Annotated in this window: 13 protein-coding genes; 5 read left to right on the top strand and 8 right to left on the bottom strand. The window is 39.6% G+C overall.

Annotated features, from left to right (window positions below):
- Positions 1-138: 138 nt before the first annotated feature.
- The 6 genes from M1F03_RS09440 to maeB form a co-directional block, all read right to left on the bottom strand.
- Positions 139-2,301 carry a S9 family peptidase gene (locus tag M1F03_RS09440; RefSeq protein WP_251464084.1) on the bottom strand — a complete coding sequence of 721 codons (2,163 nt, stop codon included), beginning with the start codon at positions 2,299-2,301 and terminating at the stop codon, positions 139-141.
- 20 nt (positions 2,302-2,321) lie between these two features.
- Complete coding sequence (locus M1F03_RS09435; protein ID WP_154623918.1) at positions 2,322-3,119, bottom strand: energy transducer TonB; 798 nt, start codon at positions 3,117-3,119, stop codon at positions 2,322-2,324.
- A 126-nt stretch (positions 3,120-3,245) separates the two neighbouring features.
- Complete coding sequence (locus tag M1F03_RS09430; RefSeq protein WP_251464083.1) at positions 3,246-4,133, bottom strand: ChaN family lipoprotein; 888 nt, start codon at positions 4,131-4,133, stop codon at positions 3,246-3,248.
- A 951-nt stretch (positions 4,134-5,084) separates the two neighbouring features.
- On the bottom strand, positions 5,085-5,651 hold the full coding sequence (locus M1F03_RS09425; protein ID WP_251464082.1) for a hypothetical protein: 567 nt from the start codon (positions 5,649-5,651) through the stop codon (positions 5,085-5,087).
- A 14-nt stretch (positions 5,652-5,665) separates the two neighbouring features.
- Positions 5,666-6,139 carry a type VI secretion system tube protein TssD gene (tssD, locus tag M1F03_RS09420; protein ID WP_251464081.1) on the bottom strand — a complete coding sequence of 158 codons (474 nt, stop codon included), beginning with the start codon at positions 6,137-6,139 and terminating at the stop codon, positions 5,666-5,668.
- Between the two features lie 619 nt (positions 6,140-6,758).
- A complete protein-coding gene (gene maeB / locus M1F03_RS09415) occupies positions 6,759-9,038 on the bottom strand; it encodes an NADP-dependent oxaloacetate-decarboxylating malate dehydrogenase (protein ID WP_154622254.1) in 2,280 nt (759 codons plus the stop codon).
- A 417-nt stretch (positions 9,039-9,455) separates the two neighbouring features.
- Between maeB and M1F03_RS09410 the strand changes: the two genes are divergently transcribed.
- From M1F03_RS09410 to M1F03_RS09395, 4 genes are all read left to right on the top strand, one after another.
- Positions 9,456-10,076, top strand: a complete 621-nt coding sequence (locus M1F03_RS09410) for a LuxR C-terminal-related transcriptional regulator (RefSeq protein ID WP_154624974.1) — start codon at positions 9,456-9,458, stop codon at positions 10,074-10,076.
- 167 nt (positions 10,077-10,243) lie between these two features.
- Positions 10,244-10,609 carry an ArsC family reductase gene (locus M1F03_RS09405; RefSeq protein WP_154624975.1) on the top strand — a complete coding sequence of 122 codons (366 nt, stop codon included), beginning with the start codon at positions 10,244-10,246 and terminating at the stop codon, positions 10,607-10,609.
- Between the two features lie 14 nt (positions 10,610-10,623).
- Positions 10,624-11,754, top strand: a complete 1,131-nt coding sequence (gene dapE / locus M1F03_RS09400) for a succinyl-diaminopimelate desuccinylase (protein ID WP_251464080.1) — start codon at positions 10,624-10,626, stop codon at positions 11,752-11,754.
- Positions 11,751-12,419, top strand: coding sequence for a M15 family metallopeptidase (locus M1F03_RS09395; protein ID WP_154624977.1), 669 nt, complete (start codon positions 11,751-11,753; stop codon positions 12,417-12,419). Before dapE ends, M1F03_RS09395 begins: the two co-directional genes overlap by 4 nt.
- Positions 12,420-12,462: 43 nt before the next feature.
- Here M1F03_RS09395 and M1F03_RS09390 read toward each other — a convergent pair whose 3' ends face one another.
- Complete coding sequence (locus M1F03_RS09390; protein WP_163863576.1) at positions 12,463-12,852, bottom strand: DUF454 family protein; 390 nt, start codon at positions 12,850-12,852, stop codon at positions 12,463-12,465.
- A 179-nt stretch (positions 12,853-13,031) separates the two neighbouring features.
- Here M1F03_RS09390 and M1F03_RS09385 point away from each other — a divergent pair, with 179 nt between their 5' ends.
- Complete coding sequence (locus tag M1F03_RS09385; protein ID WP_154624979.1) at positions 13,032-13,223, top strand: YpfN family protein; 192 nt, start codon at positions 13,032-13,034, stop codon at positions 13,221-13,223.
- On the opposite strand, the gene M1F03_RS09380 is transcribed toward M1F03_RS09385, so the two are convergent.
- Entirely contained in the window at positions 13,204-15,216 is a 2,013-nt protein-coding gene (locus M1F03_RS09380; protein WP_251464079.1) for a tRNA(Met) cytidine acetyltransferase TmcA, read from the bottom strand. The two genes, M1F03_RS09385 and M1F03_RS09380, sit on opposite strands and share 20 nt — an antisense overlap.
- Between the last annotated feature and the right edge of the window lie 2 nt (positions 15,217-15,218).

Genomic DNA, 15,218 nt, shown 5'->3' with positions numbered 1-15,218 from the left:
AATAATTAAACATGCGCTCACTTGCTTCAAAAGAAAATTTCGTATTGAAATTTTTGGCACAACAATCAGGTTATAGTAAAGAGGCTATAACCTAACTGTTGCTGTTAATTACCCATTTAATAATGGGTTATTAGTATATTAGTTTTTTAATTGCGGGAAATATTGTTTTTTATCTTCTAGCATTAAAATAAAACTATAATCAAGAGCAATATCATTCAATGCATTATAACGACCTGATTTACCTCCATGGCCTGCATTCATATTGGTCTCTAATAATAATAGTGAATCACCTAATTTATATTCGCGTAATTTAGCGACCCATTTCGCTGGTTCCCAGTATTGCACTTGAGAATCATGTAAACCCGTTGTCACTAGCATATGGGGATATTTTTGCTTTTTGATATTATCATACGGGCTATAGGCTTTGATTCGCCAATACGCCTCTTCATTTTCAGGGTTACCCCATTCATCATATTCCCCAGTTGTTAATGGAATTGAGGGGTCTAGCATCGTAGTCACCACATCAACAAAAGGCACTGAAGCGACAACACCTTCATATAATTCAGGCGCAATATTGACAACGGTTCCCATCAATAACCCACCTGCACTGCCTCCCATGGCATAAATATGCCCTGGTTGACCATAGCCCTGACTAATCAATGATTTTGTTACATCAACAAAATCAGTAAATGAGTTCATTTTATTAATGGTTTTTCCTTGTAAATACCATTTTTTCCCTAACTCACCACCCCCGCGAACATGAGCAATCGCATAGACAAAACCACGGTCTAATAAAGATAAACGAGAGGAGCTGAATGAAGGGTCAATACTGTAACCATAAGCCCCATAGCCATACACTAATAATGGATTTTGTGCTTCTTTAAACAGATCTTTGCGATACACTAATGACACAGGTACCTTCACGCCATCTTGGGCAGTTACCCATAGGCGTTGGCTTTGATATTTCGATTTATCAAAGTCTTTGACTTCTTGTTGTTTCAATAGCTGCTTTTGTTGCGTCTGCATATCTATTTCATAAACAGAAGATGGTGTCGTCATTGACGAATAACCATAACGCAATTTGCGGGTATCAGGCTCTGGATTGTTGCCAATCCATGCCATATAGGCAGGATCATCAAAGCTCACAAAATTTTCTGCTTTGGTTTGCCAATTGATTTGACGAATATTCACTAAACCATTTTGTCGTTCTTCCAGTACCAACCATTGGTTAAATAACTCAAAGCCTTCTAGGTCAATGTCATCGCGAGGGGCAACCACAGTATTCCAATCGTCACCAATGTGCTTTACTGAATACAGGCCAAATAATGGATTCTGATGATTAGAGCGTATGTAAAACTGATCACGGAAATGATCTGGGTAATACTCAACCCCTGTTTTACGTGTTTGAAAGACTTCAACTTGTTTACGTGGCTGATTTGCATCGAGTAAACGATACTCAGCAGTCTCGGTACTTGTGATACCAATAAAAATATAATCTTTTGATGTCGATTTAGACAAGCTGACATAAAAAGTATCATCTTTTTCTTCATATACCATCACATCTTGCTGCTGTTGTGTTCCAACTTGATGGTAAAAAACTTGGTACGGTAAGAGGGTTTGCGGATCTTTATTGACATAAAATAATGTGTTGTTGTCATTTGCCCAAACAATATTACCCGATGTATTCGTCAGTTCAGCATTCTGCCACTCTTGGCTATCTAAAGAACGAAAAGAGATACTATAGTTGTTACGACCTTCTCTATCTTCTGCAATCGCGATGTTTTTGTTATCAGGCGAAACCGTCAGGGTGCCTAAACGATAATACTCACTCCCTTCTGCGCGCTGGTTGCCATCGACAAGTACCTGCCAAGGTTCATGGCTATTAACAGGACGACGTTCATAGATAGGATAATTATTGCCCGCTTCAAAGCGGCTACGATAGGTATACCCATTATAATTATAAGGAACCGACTCATCATCCGCTTTCATACGCGAAAGTAATTCCTCATAAATTTGTTTTTTAAGCCCTTCACCCTGCGCTAATTGCTGCTGACTATACGCATTTTCTTTTTCAAGATAATCAATGACATCTGGTGACTTTCTTTTATCATCTCTTAACCAATAATAATCATCAACACGTACATCTCCGTGTGTTGTCATCGTATAAGGTTGTTTTTTCGCCTTTGGTGCTGACATGAATTCCTCCGCAAGGCTATGACTGGTTTGTAGTCCAATAAGTGCTATTAGACAAAATTTAGCGATTCGAGTTGATGCTGGCAATAAATTTGTTCGTATAATCATTTTGTTACTCTAATTGACCATTAATTTTCAAGTGCAAAGTCTATCGGCATTTTTACTGTCACTTTGCCGTTCTTTAGCATTTCAGTCGGTGGTGTGGGGAGAGGCTGTGCGCGAGAAAGAACTCTTTCCGCTTCCCTATCGAGAGAGCGAGTTCCTGAACTTTTCGTCAACGAACTATGAATGATATAGCCTTGTGCATCCACTTCGAACGTCACGACAGGAATGCCTGTTCGGTTACGTCGGCGGGCATCTTCAGGATAGCGTTTAAACGTATTTAATTTACCTAACACTAGCGCTTGCCACTGTTTTTCAGCATCAAGCGTCGCTTGTGATTGACTATTGAAGTCAGCTGCTATTTTGTCCGTCTTTTTTAGCGCCGCTGCATCACTGGTTACAGGGGCATTACTTGCTTTTGAATTATCACTTTCGACGTTTTCAACGGGCTTTTTCTTAGGTTCTTTTTTTTCTTTTTTAGGAACTGTTGGTGCTTTTCTCTTTTCCGCTTTTGTGACTTGCAGTTCTGCATTCTCATTCACCGGAATAGGAGGAAGGTCAAGTTCATCAGGCGTAGCCTCTTGTGCTTTACTTGCCACCGAAACCTCCTGAACTTGACCGATATTCACCTCCGTTAACTGTTTAGCTTCCGCTTCTATGGAAAGCTCCATCACAACGGATGGAGGTGGCGTTAGCTCATCCCATGCTTGGTCATCATTGCTGTGGATAAAAAACCAAATCACTAAAAGATGTAATGCAATCGCAATAATCACCGCCCCACTCATTTTGGTGGTTTGGTAGTACCCTAATGTCATCGTGCCCATTTTAATCTTATTTATTTTTGCTATGCCTAAAACCTAAATGATAATTAATTACATATGCAAATGAAAACTATTTCAAGTTAAAATGGTAAAAGCATCACAAATACATTACTAATAGTTATCAAATGGTTACTTTGCATCCACTTTATTTTGGTTTGGTGTATACCAAACATAATCGGCATGAATGTTATCAATGGCATTGTCTTTTTCAGAAATGATTAACACCTTAAATTCAGCGTCTGGTGCAAGATCTTGTACATGCAATGGAACACCGATCGCGCGTGTAGCATGATACCCACCTGCAAATAACATTGCTGGCGTTGGTGCTTGTAATAATGATTTTGCCATCCTGCGATCACGCATTTGTTGAATAACCGTCATCTTTTGCACTTGCTCTGGCGTTAATGCACCATCATGAGATGTTTCAATCGTTTTACTAATCAACTCTTGGACAACGGGTTGAGTTGAGTAGATACCATTAAGAACGGGAGGTTTTTCATAAGCTTCTGTGATTTCCTCAGTATTTAAGTTAGCCGAAAGCACAGGGTAAGGCGCTTTAAGTAAATATTTCGTTAACTCACCGTACTGCTCCCATGGCCAACCTTTTTGCCATTTTAGTTTTGATTGAAGCTTTTCATCCCGAATGTAGGGATTCCCCTGCATTTGTGCCTTAACGGCATCCACACTCTTTTGTTGATCCGGCTTAATCATTTCAAGCAAAACAGATCCTTGTGGACGTGTTTTATGCATTTCCTGTGCGAGCCACTGCTCGATTTGATGGTGATACAGATTGTCATGCTTTTCGCCAACAATAACGCGCGATGATTGCGATAGTTGTTCAATAAGTTGCTGAGGTGTGATGGATTGCCCCGTTTGTAGATCAATGATTTGCCCTTGCCCTGTCAATCGGCTATCAAGCTCTAAAGGTTTTTGTTCGACTTGCTGCGCACAACCTGCAACAAGCAGTAATGCCATCGCGATAAGGGAGGATTTTACCTTCAATCTTACTGATATCATTATCTTTTCCATCTATTAATAATTGTGTATAGAATCACTCAAAATACAGATAATGATAATTATTTTCAATTAAAAAAGACCTCTGAATTTAAAAACTCAGAGGTCTTCCAAGATTAAGTCAAATTACAAATGAAAAATTTATGACGGAAAGATACTTCCCTTAAAGCATTGTTGACTAGTAAATCAATGATTCTTTTAAGGTAATAAGACTTTGTCTATATAGTGCAGTTATAAATATACCCTAATGTTAAAATCAATAATCGCATAGGCCAATTTACCGATTGCTTGTTAAAAAACAGGCTATATTGATATTTTTATGGAGCCTAAAAAAGCTTCCATTTTTAACTATCCACCAAATATAAATTAGATGTAGGAGATAACGCTAGCTAGATTTATCAATATCTTAAAGTTTTTGAGGAATCGATTATCGATGCAGGTAATATCACTAAACAAATTAATGATATTATATCATCGTTCCCTAACAGCCTATTATTATAGTGTTTTTATTTATTGAACAACTTGGTTAATACAAAATCACTTATTGATGCAATAATTGTAATAAAAAACGTCATCCCAACTAAATATGATTGTGATATAAAATATATAATAGCGTCTAACTTTGAGTTAACTAATTTATTAATTGTTAGAGGTAATTGAAGGTGAACAGTGAAGTACCACAATATCATTGCAAATATACTAGGGATTATAAAATAAATAATTACACGACAAATGAAATTTAAGTTATTTTTTAGATATAAGATAAATATCGGTGCGAGAATAGCTAAATACCCTAAAAAATACAAACTCATTGATTTATGATAGTCAAACAATAAGTAATCGAAATTACTTCCAGGTTTATATAGCGTAAAAAATAACTGATGACCTACTTCAAGAAAGTAAAAAATTACGCCTATACAAATTGACGCATATGAGATCCATGCTTCTTTAATATTAGTAGGCATTTGGCACGAAAAGAGCATAAGGAAGTAAACCTTTTTTGTGATGGAACTCAATAAGTTCATGCTTTAATCCAATTGGTGTTCTAAAACCCGTACCCAAATTTTTGAATATCCCTCCACTGGCTTGTAAAACTGCGGCAACTTGAGAAGCACAATCAGCAATCCCCCCTCCACCGTGTTCTAATATAATTTCTTTCAGAAGTTTGGCTTGTTCTTTAGGGATAATAAATTCTATAACAACAACACTTTCTCCATCCTGTCTATGGTAATCAAGATAATCATCCCAATTAAAATCAGGGTATTCAAAAAAATCACCTGACCCGCGTTTTGTTATTATCGAGCCATCACATTTGTTTTCTTTACAACCTGTATAGCTTCCCGCAGGATCATATAGCCACGCATCCTCTCCCTCTCCGATGACTAAGCCGATATGTCCAATCAGAACAGTATTAGCCATTACATAAATTCTTACGGGATCTTCCATCAAAGTTTCGTAAATCGGATCAAGTGAGTGAATAACAGGAATATTGAATCGGTTATTATAAACATCATTTCTCATTTGTAATATGACCTTTAGATGTTATTTTTTATACTATAACCTGATGCGCTAGCTGAAAGATGATTAACAGTTATACTTTCGTAATTTAGATATACTGTTTCTAACGGATAGGCTTCATTTTCAGTTAATGAATTTGGGTGAATATTTTTTATTCTTGTAATTGACGACTTTGTAAGCTTTATTGTTTTGTAGTGTAATAGCCCACCACTTTTATCAATTCGATGATATTTAAATTCACAATCAAGTATCTCGTTATTTGATATAGCGGTAAGAAGCAAAGCCGATGCCTTATCGTCTGCTTTGATGAAAATGAATGCACCATGAGATAAGTTTTGACTACGAGCTACCTCATAATCTGTCGAATAAACTAAAATTTCATCCGTATGTTCTGATTGATACCTATTACCGATTGAATCATAAGAAGAACAGCCAGCAGAAATCATTCCCTGTTTATGTCCTTTTAATGTTAAATAAATTATATCTGACATTTACTTTCCTTTGTAAAGACTAACTCTTCTACCGATTACAATGAAGATTACAATAAACACAAATATAGATATTTAGGTTAAGTCTTAAAACGGCATTCACTTTAGTATCTGACCAAAACCTATAGATGCTTGTTGTCAGCTTGCTTTATTTGTTTAATAAGTCTGTATCAACAGACTTATTAAATTGCATAATGCCTATATACGAATACATTAATACCTACAAAGCCAATCTTGGATTTTTATAGACCATACCGAAAAACAAATATTTATCTAAGAAAAAAAGTTGTGCTGAAAACGCAGAAGTTTATTAGCGAAAGATATATGACGCGTTGGACATGGTAACCGCTAACACACCCAAAAAAATTAGGTTTTGCTGTCCTTATCAAAGGTTTTTTAAATACCGCTCCATACCAATGTATTTTATGAGGTAATCGACTACGGTTTATCTAAAGGGGTTTGTAAGGGAGGATTTTACCTTCAATCTTACTGATATCATTATCTTTTCCATCTATTAATAATTGTGTATAGAACCACTCAAAATACAGATAATGATAATTATTTTCAATTAAAAAAGACCTCTGAATTTAAAAACTCAGAGGTCTTCCAAGATTAAATCAAATTACAGGGGGTGAGTCTGTGCTTCAACAGCAGCTAATGCCACCATATTCACAATACGACGCACGGAAGCTATCGCAGTCAGTATATGGACAGGTTTGGAAACTCCCATCAATACAGGCCCGACAGTCACACCGTCTGAACTCGTCACACGTAATAAGTTATAACTAATACGTGCCGCTTCCATATTTGGCATAATCAGCAAGTTTGCAGAGCCTTTTAATGGACTATCCGGCATAACATCTTTACGAATTGATTCAATTAATGCCGCATCAGCGTGCATTTCACCATCAATTTCCAGATGTGGTGCTCGAGCTTTAACAAGTGCTAACGTATCACGCATTTTTTGTGCTGACGCACAGTCAGATGAACCGAAACTTGAGCGAGATAGGAGTGCCACTTTAGGTTCAATACCAAAACGACGCACAGTGTCTGCTGCCATTAATGTGATTTCTGCAAGCTCTTCAGGTGTTGGATCTTCATTGACGTAAGTATCTGCAACGAATGTATTTCCGGTTGGTAATAACAGCGCATTCATCGCACCCGCGGCATGAACCCCTTCACGGAAACCAAACAGATTTTTCACAACACTGTAGTGCTCACTATAGCTGCCAATGGTGCCACAAATCATGCCGTCAGCTTCACCACGCAGCACCATGATGCCTCCGATTAAGGTCGGATTACCAATTACGGCGCGGCGAGCCATCTCCTGTGAAACACCTCGGCGTTTCATGATTTGATAGTATTCTTGCCAGTACTCTTTGAAACGTGGGTCATTTTCATTATTGACCACTTCAAAGTCTTTACCAAGCTCAATGTGCAGACCCAATTTTTGAATACGCATTTCAATGACACTTGGGCGACCAATTAGGATTGGGAAGGCTAAACCAAGAGAAACCAATTCTTGCGTCGCATGTAATACTCGCTCCTCTTCCCCTTCCGCCAACACAATACGTTTTTTCTGTGTTTTTGCTTGTGAGAAAATTGGCTTCATAAACAAGTTTGTTTTGTAGACAAACTGATTGAGTTTTTCAATATAAGCATCAAAATCTGCAATAGGACGTGTTGCTACCCCTGAATCCATTGCCGCTTTTGCAACTGCTGGTGCAATTTTCACAATCAATCGTGGGTCAAACGGTTTTGGAATAATATATTCAGGGCCAAAGAATAGGTCTTGGTTTCCATAAGCAGAAGCCACTTCTTCACTTTGTTCCGCTAATGCCAAATCGGCAATTGCATAAACACAAGCGAGTTTCATCTCTTCATTAATCGTTGTTGCACCAACATCGAGTGCGCCACGGAAAATGAATGGGAAACACAGCACGTTATTCACTTGGTTTGGATAGTCTGAACGACCAGTACAGATAATAGCGTCTGGGCGTACTTCTTTGGCTAATGGCGGTAAAATTTCTGGCTCAGGGTTAGCAAGCGCTAAAATAAGAGGGTCTTTCGCCATGGTTTTTACCATGTCTTGAGTTAATACCCCAGGGCCAGAACAGCCAAGGAAAATATCCGCATTTGGGATCACATCAGCCAACGTTCTTGTGCCATTGTCTTCAATTGCATACGCGGCTTTTGTGACATCCATTTTCTCATCACGGCCTTTGTAAATGACCCCTTTCGAGTCACATACCGTGATATTTTCATGTTTTAAACCTAATGTCACCAATAGGTTCATACAAGCAATGGATGCGGCACCAGCCCCAGAAACAACTAAGCGTACATCACCGATATCCTTTTTAACGATACGTAACCCGTTAATCACCGCCGCTGTACAGATGATCGCGGTACCATGTTGATCATCATGGAATACAGGAATGTTCATTCTTTCACGTAGTTTCTGTTCGATATAGAAACATTCCGGCGCTTTGATATCTTCTAAGTTGATACCACCAAAAGTAGGCTCTAGAGAGGCAATGATATCAACAAGTTTATCCGGATCTGTTTCATCAACTTCGATGTCAAAGACATCAACGCCAGAAAACTTCTTAAATAGCACCCCTTTCCCTTCCATCACGGGTTTACCCGCCAAGGCTCCAATATTACCTAATCCCAAAACGGCGGTACCGTTCGAGATCACACCGACAAGATTCCCTTTTGCAGTATAGCGATACGCTTTAAGTGGTTCAGAAGCGATTTCAAGGCATGGGACTGCAACGCCTGGTGAATATGCAAGAGCCAAATCGCGCTGAGTTACCAATGGTTTGGTCGGTGTTACAGTTATTTTTCCTGGATGAGGAAACTCATGAAAATCAAGAGCACTTTGTTTTAATTTATCATCCATCATCAAGTCCTTTCAAAGTAGGTAGGGTAAAAGCAGTGACAGTATAAACATATCAGGCAAGCAAATCATGATCTTGGCGACAATTTCCAGAAAATTCTTTTGCTTACAGTATTGCATGAGACGATTCAGTACAATTTACTGCGCCCTTTCCCTGCTAATCCAAATAATAATTCTATATAGATATAATTATCCTTGATAATTTTAATCATGTAAAAATCACGTTATTATTTTTTATGTTCCGTCTGTTTTTAAATATCTGTACTTCTATTTTAACTACATCCATTAATATAAAAAATCGTATATTAATAAAACACAAAAATGATAAAAAAATAAAGTGACCCTATATTATAAACATTAATTTTATATTCATTATTTACTAACTTCATACTGTCAGTATAGGCATAAAAGGAATCCACTATGTCTTCCCAAACCGTTATGATCATTGATGAACATCCGATTTATCGCTATGGTTTACGACAATTAATCAACGCAGATGAAGATTTTCATGTCACAGCAGAAAGCTGTAATTGCTCTGAAGCACTACATATTGCGGAGGAAATACAACCTAATATCATTCTTATTGACACCAACATCTATGGTATTAAAACATTCGAAACGATCAGGTCATTACGCAAATACTGCCTGAAATCCTACCTGCTCGTTCTATCATTTTCTTCATCTAAAACAGATGTCTATAGCGCAATAGATTCTGGAGCACAAGGTTACTTACTCAAAAATAGTGACCTTGATATGCTCATGAACAGCATGCGTAAAGCGGCTGCGGGCCATCATGTGTTTAGTGAAAAAGTGTATCAGTGCCTGAGCAATCGTCATCGGCTGCATGATCCTGTGTCATCGTTAACGCGCCGAGAGCGTGAAATACTACATGAAATAGCCGCGGGACTAAAAAATAGAGAAATATCGAAATTACTTTTTATCTCGGAAGAAACGGTGAAAGTGCATATCCGTAATTTACTAAAAAAATTAAATGTACGTTCTCGTTTAGAAGCCAGCTTAATATATATGCGCTCTAAATAATAAACTTTCAAATTGTTTATCGCTTCACTAAAAAATAGATAAAACTGGATTGTCGCTTTTTTATTTAATCAATAGATTAACTTTTCTTTCTGGAGATAAGGGGTAGATCATAATGTCATTTTCACGCATCATGTACAACTAACTGTTAGTTATCAAAGGAAAACCTCATGTCCAACACTTCCTCTTACATCATGTATGGCATCAAAAATTGTGACACGATCAAAAAAGCTCGCCGCTACTTGGAAGACAATGATATTAGTTACCAATTTCATGATTATCGCGTTGATGGAATTGATGATGCCTTACTCTCCTCTTTCATCGCAGAACTGGGTTGGGAAGTCTTAGTCAACAAAAGAGGGACAACTTGGCGTAAACTTAGCGACGAGGAAAAAAATGCCGTTGTCGATGCTGAAAGTGCTAAGCAAGTCTTGTTGGCAGAACCCGCAATGATCAAACGACCCATTCTTGTATCAGCAGATAAGCGTTATCTTGTCGGCTTTTCTGCTGCTGAATACCAACAGTTTACCCAATAAGCTGGAGAGCTACGATGGATTGTCCTGTTATACAACTTGCTCAAGCACTCATTTCTCGCCCATCAATTAGCCCTGATGATCAAGGCTGCCAAGCTTTATTAATCGAACGATTAAAAAAGAAAGGCTTCGTGGTGGAAGATATGCCCTTCGGTGATACCCAAAATTTCTGGGCACATCATGGTACAGATGGTGAAACCTTAGCTTTTGCGGGGCATACTGATGTGGTGCCTGCTGGCGATCCTGCTAAATGGCAAACACCGCCTTTTACACCGACGATTATTAATCAGCATCTATATGGACGCGGTGCCGCTGATATGAAAGGCTCCGTAGCCGCAATGATTGTGGCTGCTGAACGCTTTGTCGAAAAACATCCTAACCACCGTGGTCGGTTGGCTTTTTTGATCACTTCCGATGAAGAAGCTAAAGCAACCAATGGTACGGTCAAAGTTGTTGAAACACTAATGCAGCGCAATGAGCGTTTAGATTATTGCTTGGTGGGTGAGCCTTCTAGTCAATCGCAACTTGGTGATACCGTTAAAAATGGTCGACGTGGCTCATTGACCGCTCATTTAACCATTTTAGGCACGCAAGGACATGTCGCTTACCCCCATCTTGCCGATAATCCAGTCCATCGTGCGACCCGTTTTTTAGATGAACTCGTTTCGACACAGTGGGATCAAGGAAATGAATTTTTCCCTGAAACCAGCATGCAAATAGCTAACGTACAAGCAGGAACAGGCGCAACCAACGTTATTCCTGGTGAGTTTTTTGTCCAATTTAATTTCCGATTCAGTTCGGAATTAACGGATAAAATGATCAAAGAGCGTGTTGAAGAGATGCTTGCTCGCCACCAGCTAAAATATGAGTTGGTTTGGTCATTATCAGGTCAACCTTTTTTGACACGCTCAGGTCATTTAGTTGATGCGACGACCCAAGCTATCCGTGAATTAACCGGTCGAACGACTGAGTTATCGACTAGCGGGGGAACATCTGATGGCCGTTTCATTGCGCAAATGGGGGCTCAAGTCATTGAGTTAGGTCCATTAAATGCAACTATTCATAAGGTTGACGAGTGTGTCAAGGTCAGTGATTTGCAACAACTCGCTTTAATCTATGAGCGAACTATGGAGCTATTGCTATTATGATTTCGATTGAAATGCTAACAGGTCGTTCAACGGAGCATCTCGTCACATTAGGTGGTCCTCATCGCCTTCAGTTTAATGCGACCAAAGCATTTTTAGCCATGCAACAAGCCGCGGCAAGAGCAGGCTTTAAACTCCAGTCTGCGAGTGCATTTCGTGATTTTTCTCGCCAGCAACTGATTTGGAATGAGAAATTCTCAGGGAAACGCCCTGTACTTGATAAACAGAGCCAGCCATTAGACATTACGTTGTTAACGGAAGGCGAGTTATGTGAGGCAATTTTACATTGGTCCGCCCTGCCCGGAGCAAGTCGGCATCACTGGGGAACTGAAATCGATGTTTATGACCCTTTACGCCTTCCCGCGGGGCAGTCACTGCAACTTGAACCTTGGGAATATGAATCAGGCGGTTATTTTGCTGAACTGAATCAATGGTTGAGTGACAATATGGCCACCTACGATTTCTACCGCCCTTTTACCGCCAAAGATGCCGGTGTTGCTTATGAGCCTTGGCATATTAGTTATTGGCCGTTGTCACATGAGGCCGAGCAACTGTTAACACCTGAAGTCATCAAAACTGTTTTGCAACAAGAAGATATTTTGGGTCACGATTGGTTATTAGCCAATTTAGAGTACGTTTTTAATCGCTATATTAAAATAGCGGAATAAACCCAAAAAGCACCAAGCAATTTGGTGCTTTTTTATAACGCAATCATGGCAATTCATTTTTACTCGGGATTGGTTTATCAATCACAGGTAAGCGATACATAAAAAAGAGTAACCAACATAACAAAATAAATAGTCCGAGTTTTAACCACCAAAAGTTAACAACCCAAATCGATATCATAAATGTCACCAATATCACTACCATTGCTTTAGGTTTAGCCCCTTTTGGTAGGCCTTTATAGGTTTGCCAATGCCGAATATATCCACCAAACCAAGAGCGATAGAGTAACCAGTGATGAAAACGCGGTGATGAGCGAGAAAAACACCATGCGGCTAAGAGTAAAAATGGCGTTGTTGGCAATACCGGCAATACAACGCCTAAAAAGGCGAGTATTACCGCGAGCCAACCTAATAAAATTAAAAATCCTTTTGTTATGTTCAAAATGGCTCTCCCAACCGCACCGAAAACATGGTTAAATAAACTGAATGATCGATAAGGAAAATACCCTATCGAATTTCAAACTTTAATGTGATGCTAAATGTGTGCCAGTAAAAGTGTTCACTTTTCTTCCACCTTTTTAGTAACCTCATATTGGCAAGTATAGAAGGCTACATATGCATTGGTTAGCAGATTATTGGTGGGTAGTCCTACTGATTTTAGTCGGCATCATCTGGAACGCTATCAAAGAGATGATGCGGTTTGATCATAAAAAATTTCTTGATAATAAACCAGAGATACCGCCACATAAAGATAACAACCATCTTTGGGATGATGAGGACGATTGGCCTAAAAACAAGAAAGATTAGTTTTTTGCGCTACCATTTCCACAAGCTCAGGGTAGTCACGTTGAAGGCATTGCTTCAATTCTGCCCGAGCTTGCTTTAACCAAGCCTTTTGTCCTGCTAGCTGTAGTTGCTGGCATATCTCTTCGAGCGATAATTGTAATTGAAAATAGAAACGCAATAACAACAACCCACCTTCGTGTTGAGTCAGTAACCTCTGTATCGCCGCACTGCTAGCTTCAAGTGTTCTGTGATAAAAAGCAAAACCCACGAGTTCTAACCAGTCTTCGTCACTCAAATGTTGTTGTTCACAGAATGGCAAATTGAAATGACTAAGGTCTTTTCGCCAGAACAGATCTTTTGATAAACACCATTCAGCTTGTTCACATAACAGTGAGGCCTGTGCTGATAACGGCAGTATCGCCATTGCGGTATAACATCCACTGCTCGCTTCAAGGTGACTGCCTACACGCACTAATCGATAACCCGCTTGCTGCCAAAAACTTAATAATTCAGGGGTCAGCCCAAAACTCACAGATAAAAAATCCCTTCCTTGCTCAAGGGCTAGGTGTTTTTGTGCGGCAAGTAGTTGTAAACCTATTTTTTGCCGGCGATAGGCAGGAGCAACAGCAATTCGCATAGTACGCTGGGAACGCATTTGTGCTGCTTCAGGAAAATAACTGTGCGCCGCAAGAGATTGCACCAGCAAATTACCGCGAGGACGACGCAAACCAGCCCATACCTGCCAACTTAATGCATGGTCTAAACTCCCTTCTTCCACCATCCATAGTGCCCCGACCAATTGAGTCGATGATTTTGCTGTCATAAATTGCTGCTGGCTGGCATCAAGTAAGCGACGTAGGTCAAGGGGGGATGTTCGATAATGAGCGCTAGTTAAGAGTCCATAAAAGTTTTTTAGCTGTTCTGGGTTGTCCGCTAGCTGTTGTTGAGTCGTCTGTTCGATTAAGCATACCGGGTGAGTTTCTGTGCTAATGTCAGTTTCCTCAAGCAGTAATGCTTGGTTAAGCCAATTTTCTAAAGGGTCATTTTCTGCCCAACGGATAGGTGCCGCTAAATGAAGTGATGTAAAATTATCCAAATGGCTACAGAATTTATTGATAAAGCCTCGACCTGTGCCTTCATAACCCTCCACTGTGGTCGTTAATAAGACTCGAGGAAAATAGCTGACTAATTGTCGCAAAATATAGCTAGGGATCGCCGCAGCTTCATCAATAATTAACCAGTCTGCATCAATTTCGCCATCCTTCAGGCAATAACGTAGCAACTCATCAGGCGAGAAAAAGCTCACTGCGCCACCAGCGTACTTTTCAAGGGTTTGTATAGCAACCTTTGCGGGTGCACAACACCAACATTTTCCTTGCCATTTTTGTATCAGCATCCCCGCGAGAGTGGATTTACCACGCCCTCTAGGGGCAATCACTCCCCATACCCCAGATGTTGCTGCTAATAATTGGTTTAATGCTATTTGTTGTGCCGCTGTTGCTTCACCTGAAGGTGCTTGCCAATGTGCTTGTTCTGGTAGTCGTGAAAAATAGGGTTGCCGATACTGTTGCCACAGCAAGACATCGGGGCGTGATTTTATAACTCGTTGTAGATGATGAACAAAATTAGGCGTTGCTATCGCGCCATTTTGTTCATTCCAGCGTAAACTGTCACTATCTAGCGTATCGGCCCAAATATGCTGCGCTGGTGTACATAAAATCAATAAACTGCCCGCTTTTAATGTTCCTGCCAGCATGGCTAATGCTTCACTGTGTAATCCTTCTCGGGCATCGAAAACAGCATGTAAAAACTCTCGACCTAATAATAAATGGGCACTTTTGACGGGTAAAGCATTTGGCATGGTTGATGAAAGTGTCAGCCAGTCACCACTTATGGTGGATTGGATCTCTTGCAACCGTTCAACCACCCACTGGCTTTCACCCGATAATACCAGTAAGCGTCGATAGCCATAGTCACTTAATTGAGCACATATTTCAGGAAGTGAGTCATTCATAT

Origin of the sequence: Providencia sp. PROV080, from assembly GCF_033688105.1 — a bacterium.
Classification (GTDB): domain Bacteria; phylum Pseudomonadota; class Gammaproteobacteria; order Enterobacterales; family Enterobacteriaceae; genus Providencia; species Providencia zhejiangensis.
Note: the sequence above shows the minus strand (reverse complement) of the source record. Positions and strands in the feature narration are given on the sequence as shown.

Bases quoted from the DNA above. Each gene is read 5' to 3' on its own strand.
- tssD (WP_251464081.1), bottom strand. From the start codon at position 6,139: ATGTCAGATATAATTTATTTAACATTAAAAGGACATAAACAGGGAATG.
- dapE (WP_251464080.1), top strand. From the start codon at position 10,624: ATGGATTGTCCTGTTATACAACTTGCTCAAGCACTCATTTCTCGCCCA.
- M1F03_RS09430 (WP_251464083.1), bottom strand. From the start codon at position 4,133: ATGATATCAGTAAGATTGAAGGTAAAATCCTCCCTTATCGCGATGGCA.
- M1F03_RS09410 (WP_154624974.1), top strand. From the start codon at position 9,456: ATGTCTTCCCAAACCGTTATGATCATTGATGAACATCCGATTTATCGC.
- M1F03_RS09380 (WP_251464079.1), bottom strand. From the start codon at position 15,216: ATGAATGACTCACTTCCTGAAATATGTGCTCAATTAAGTGACTATGGC.
- M1F03_RS09440 (WP_251464084.1), bottom strand. From the start codon at position 2,301: ATGATTATACGAACAAATTTATTGCCAGCATCAACTCGAATCGCTAAA.
- M1F03_RS09395 (WP_154624977.1), top strand. From the start codon at position 11,751: ATGATTTCGATTGAAATGCTAACAGGTCGTTCAACGGAGCATCTCGTC.
- M1F03_RS09435 (WP_154623918.1), bottom strand. From the start codon at position 3,119: ATGGGCACGATGACATTAGGGTACTACCAAACCACCAAAATGAGTGGG.
- M1F03_RS09405 (WP_154624975.1), top strand. From the start codon at position 10,244: ATGTCCAACACTTCCTCTTACATCATGTATGGCATCAAAAATTGTGAC.
- M1F03_RS09425 (WP_251464082.1), bottom strand. From the start codon at position 5,651: ATGAGAAATGATGTTTATAATAACCGATTCAATATTCCTGTTATTCAC.
- M1F03_RS09385 (WP_154624979.1), top strand. From the start codon at position 13,032: ATGCATTGGTTAGCAGATTATTGGTGGGTAGTCCTACTGATTTTAGTC.
- maeB (WP_154622254.1), bottom strand. From the start codon at position 9,038: ATGGATGATAAATTAAAACAAAGTGCTCTTGATTTTCATGAGTTTCCT.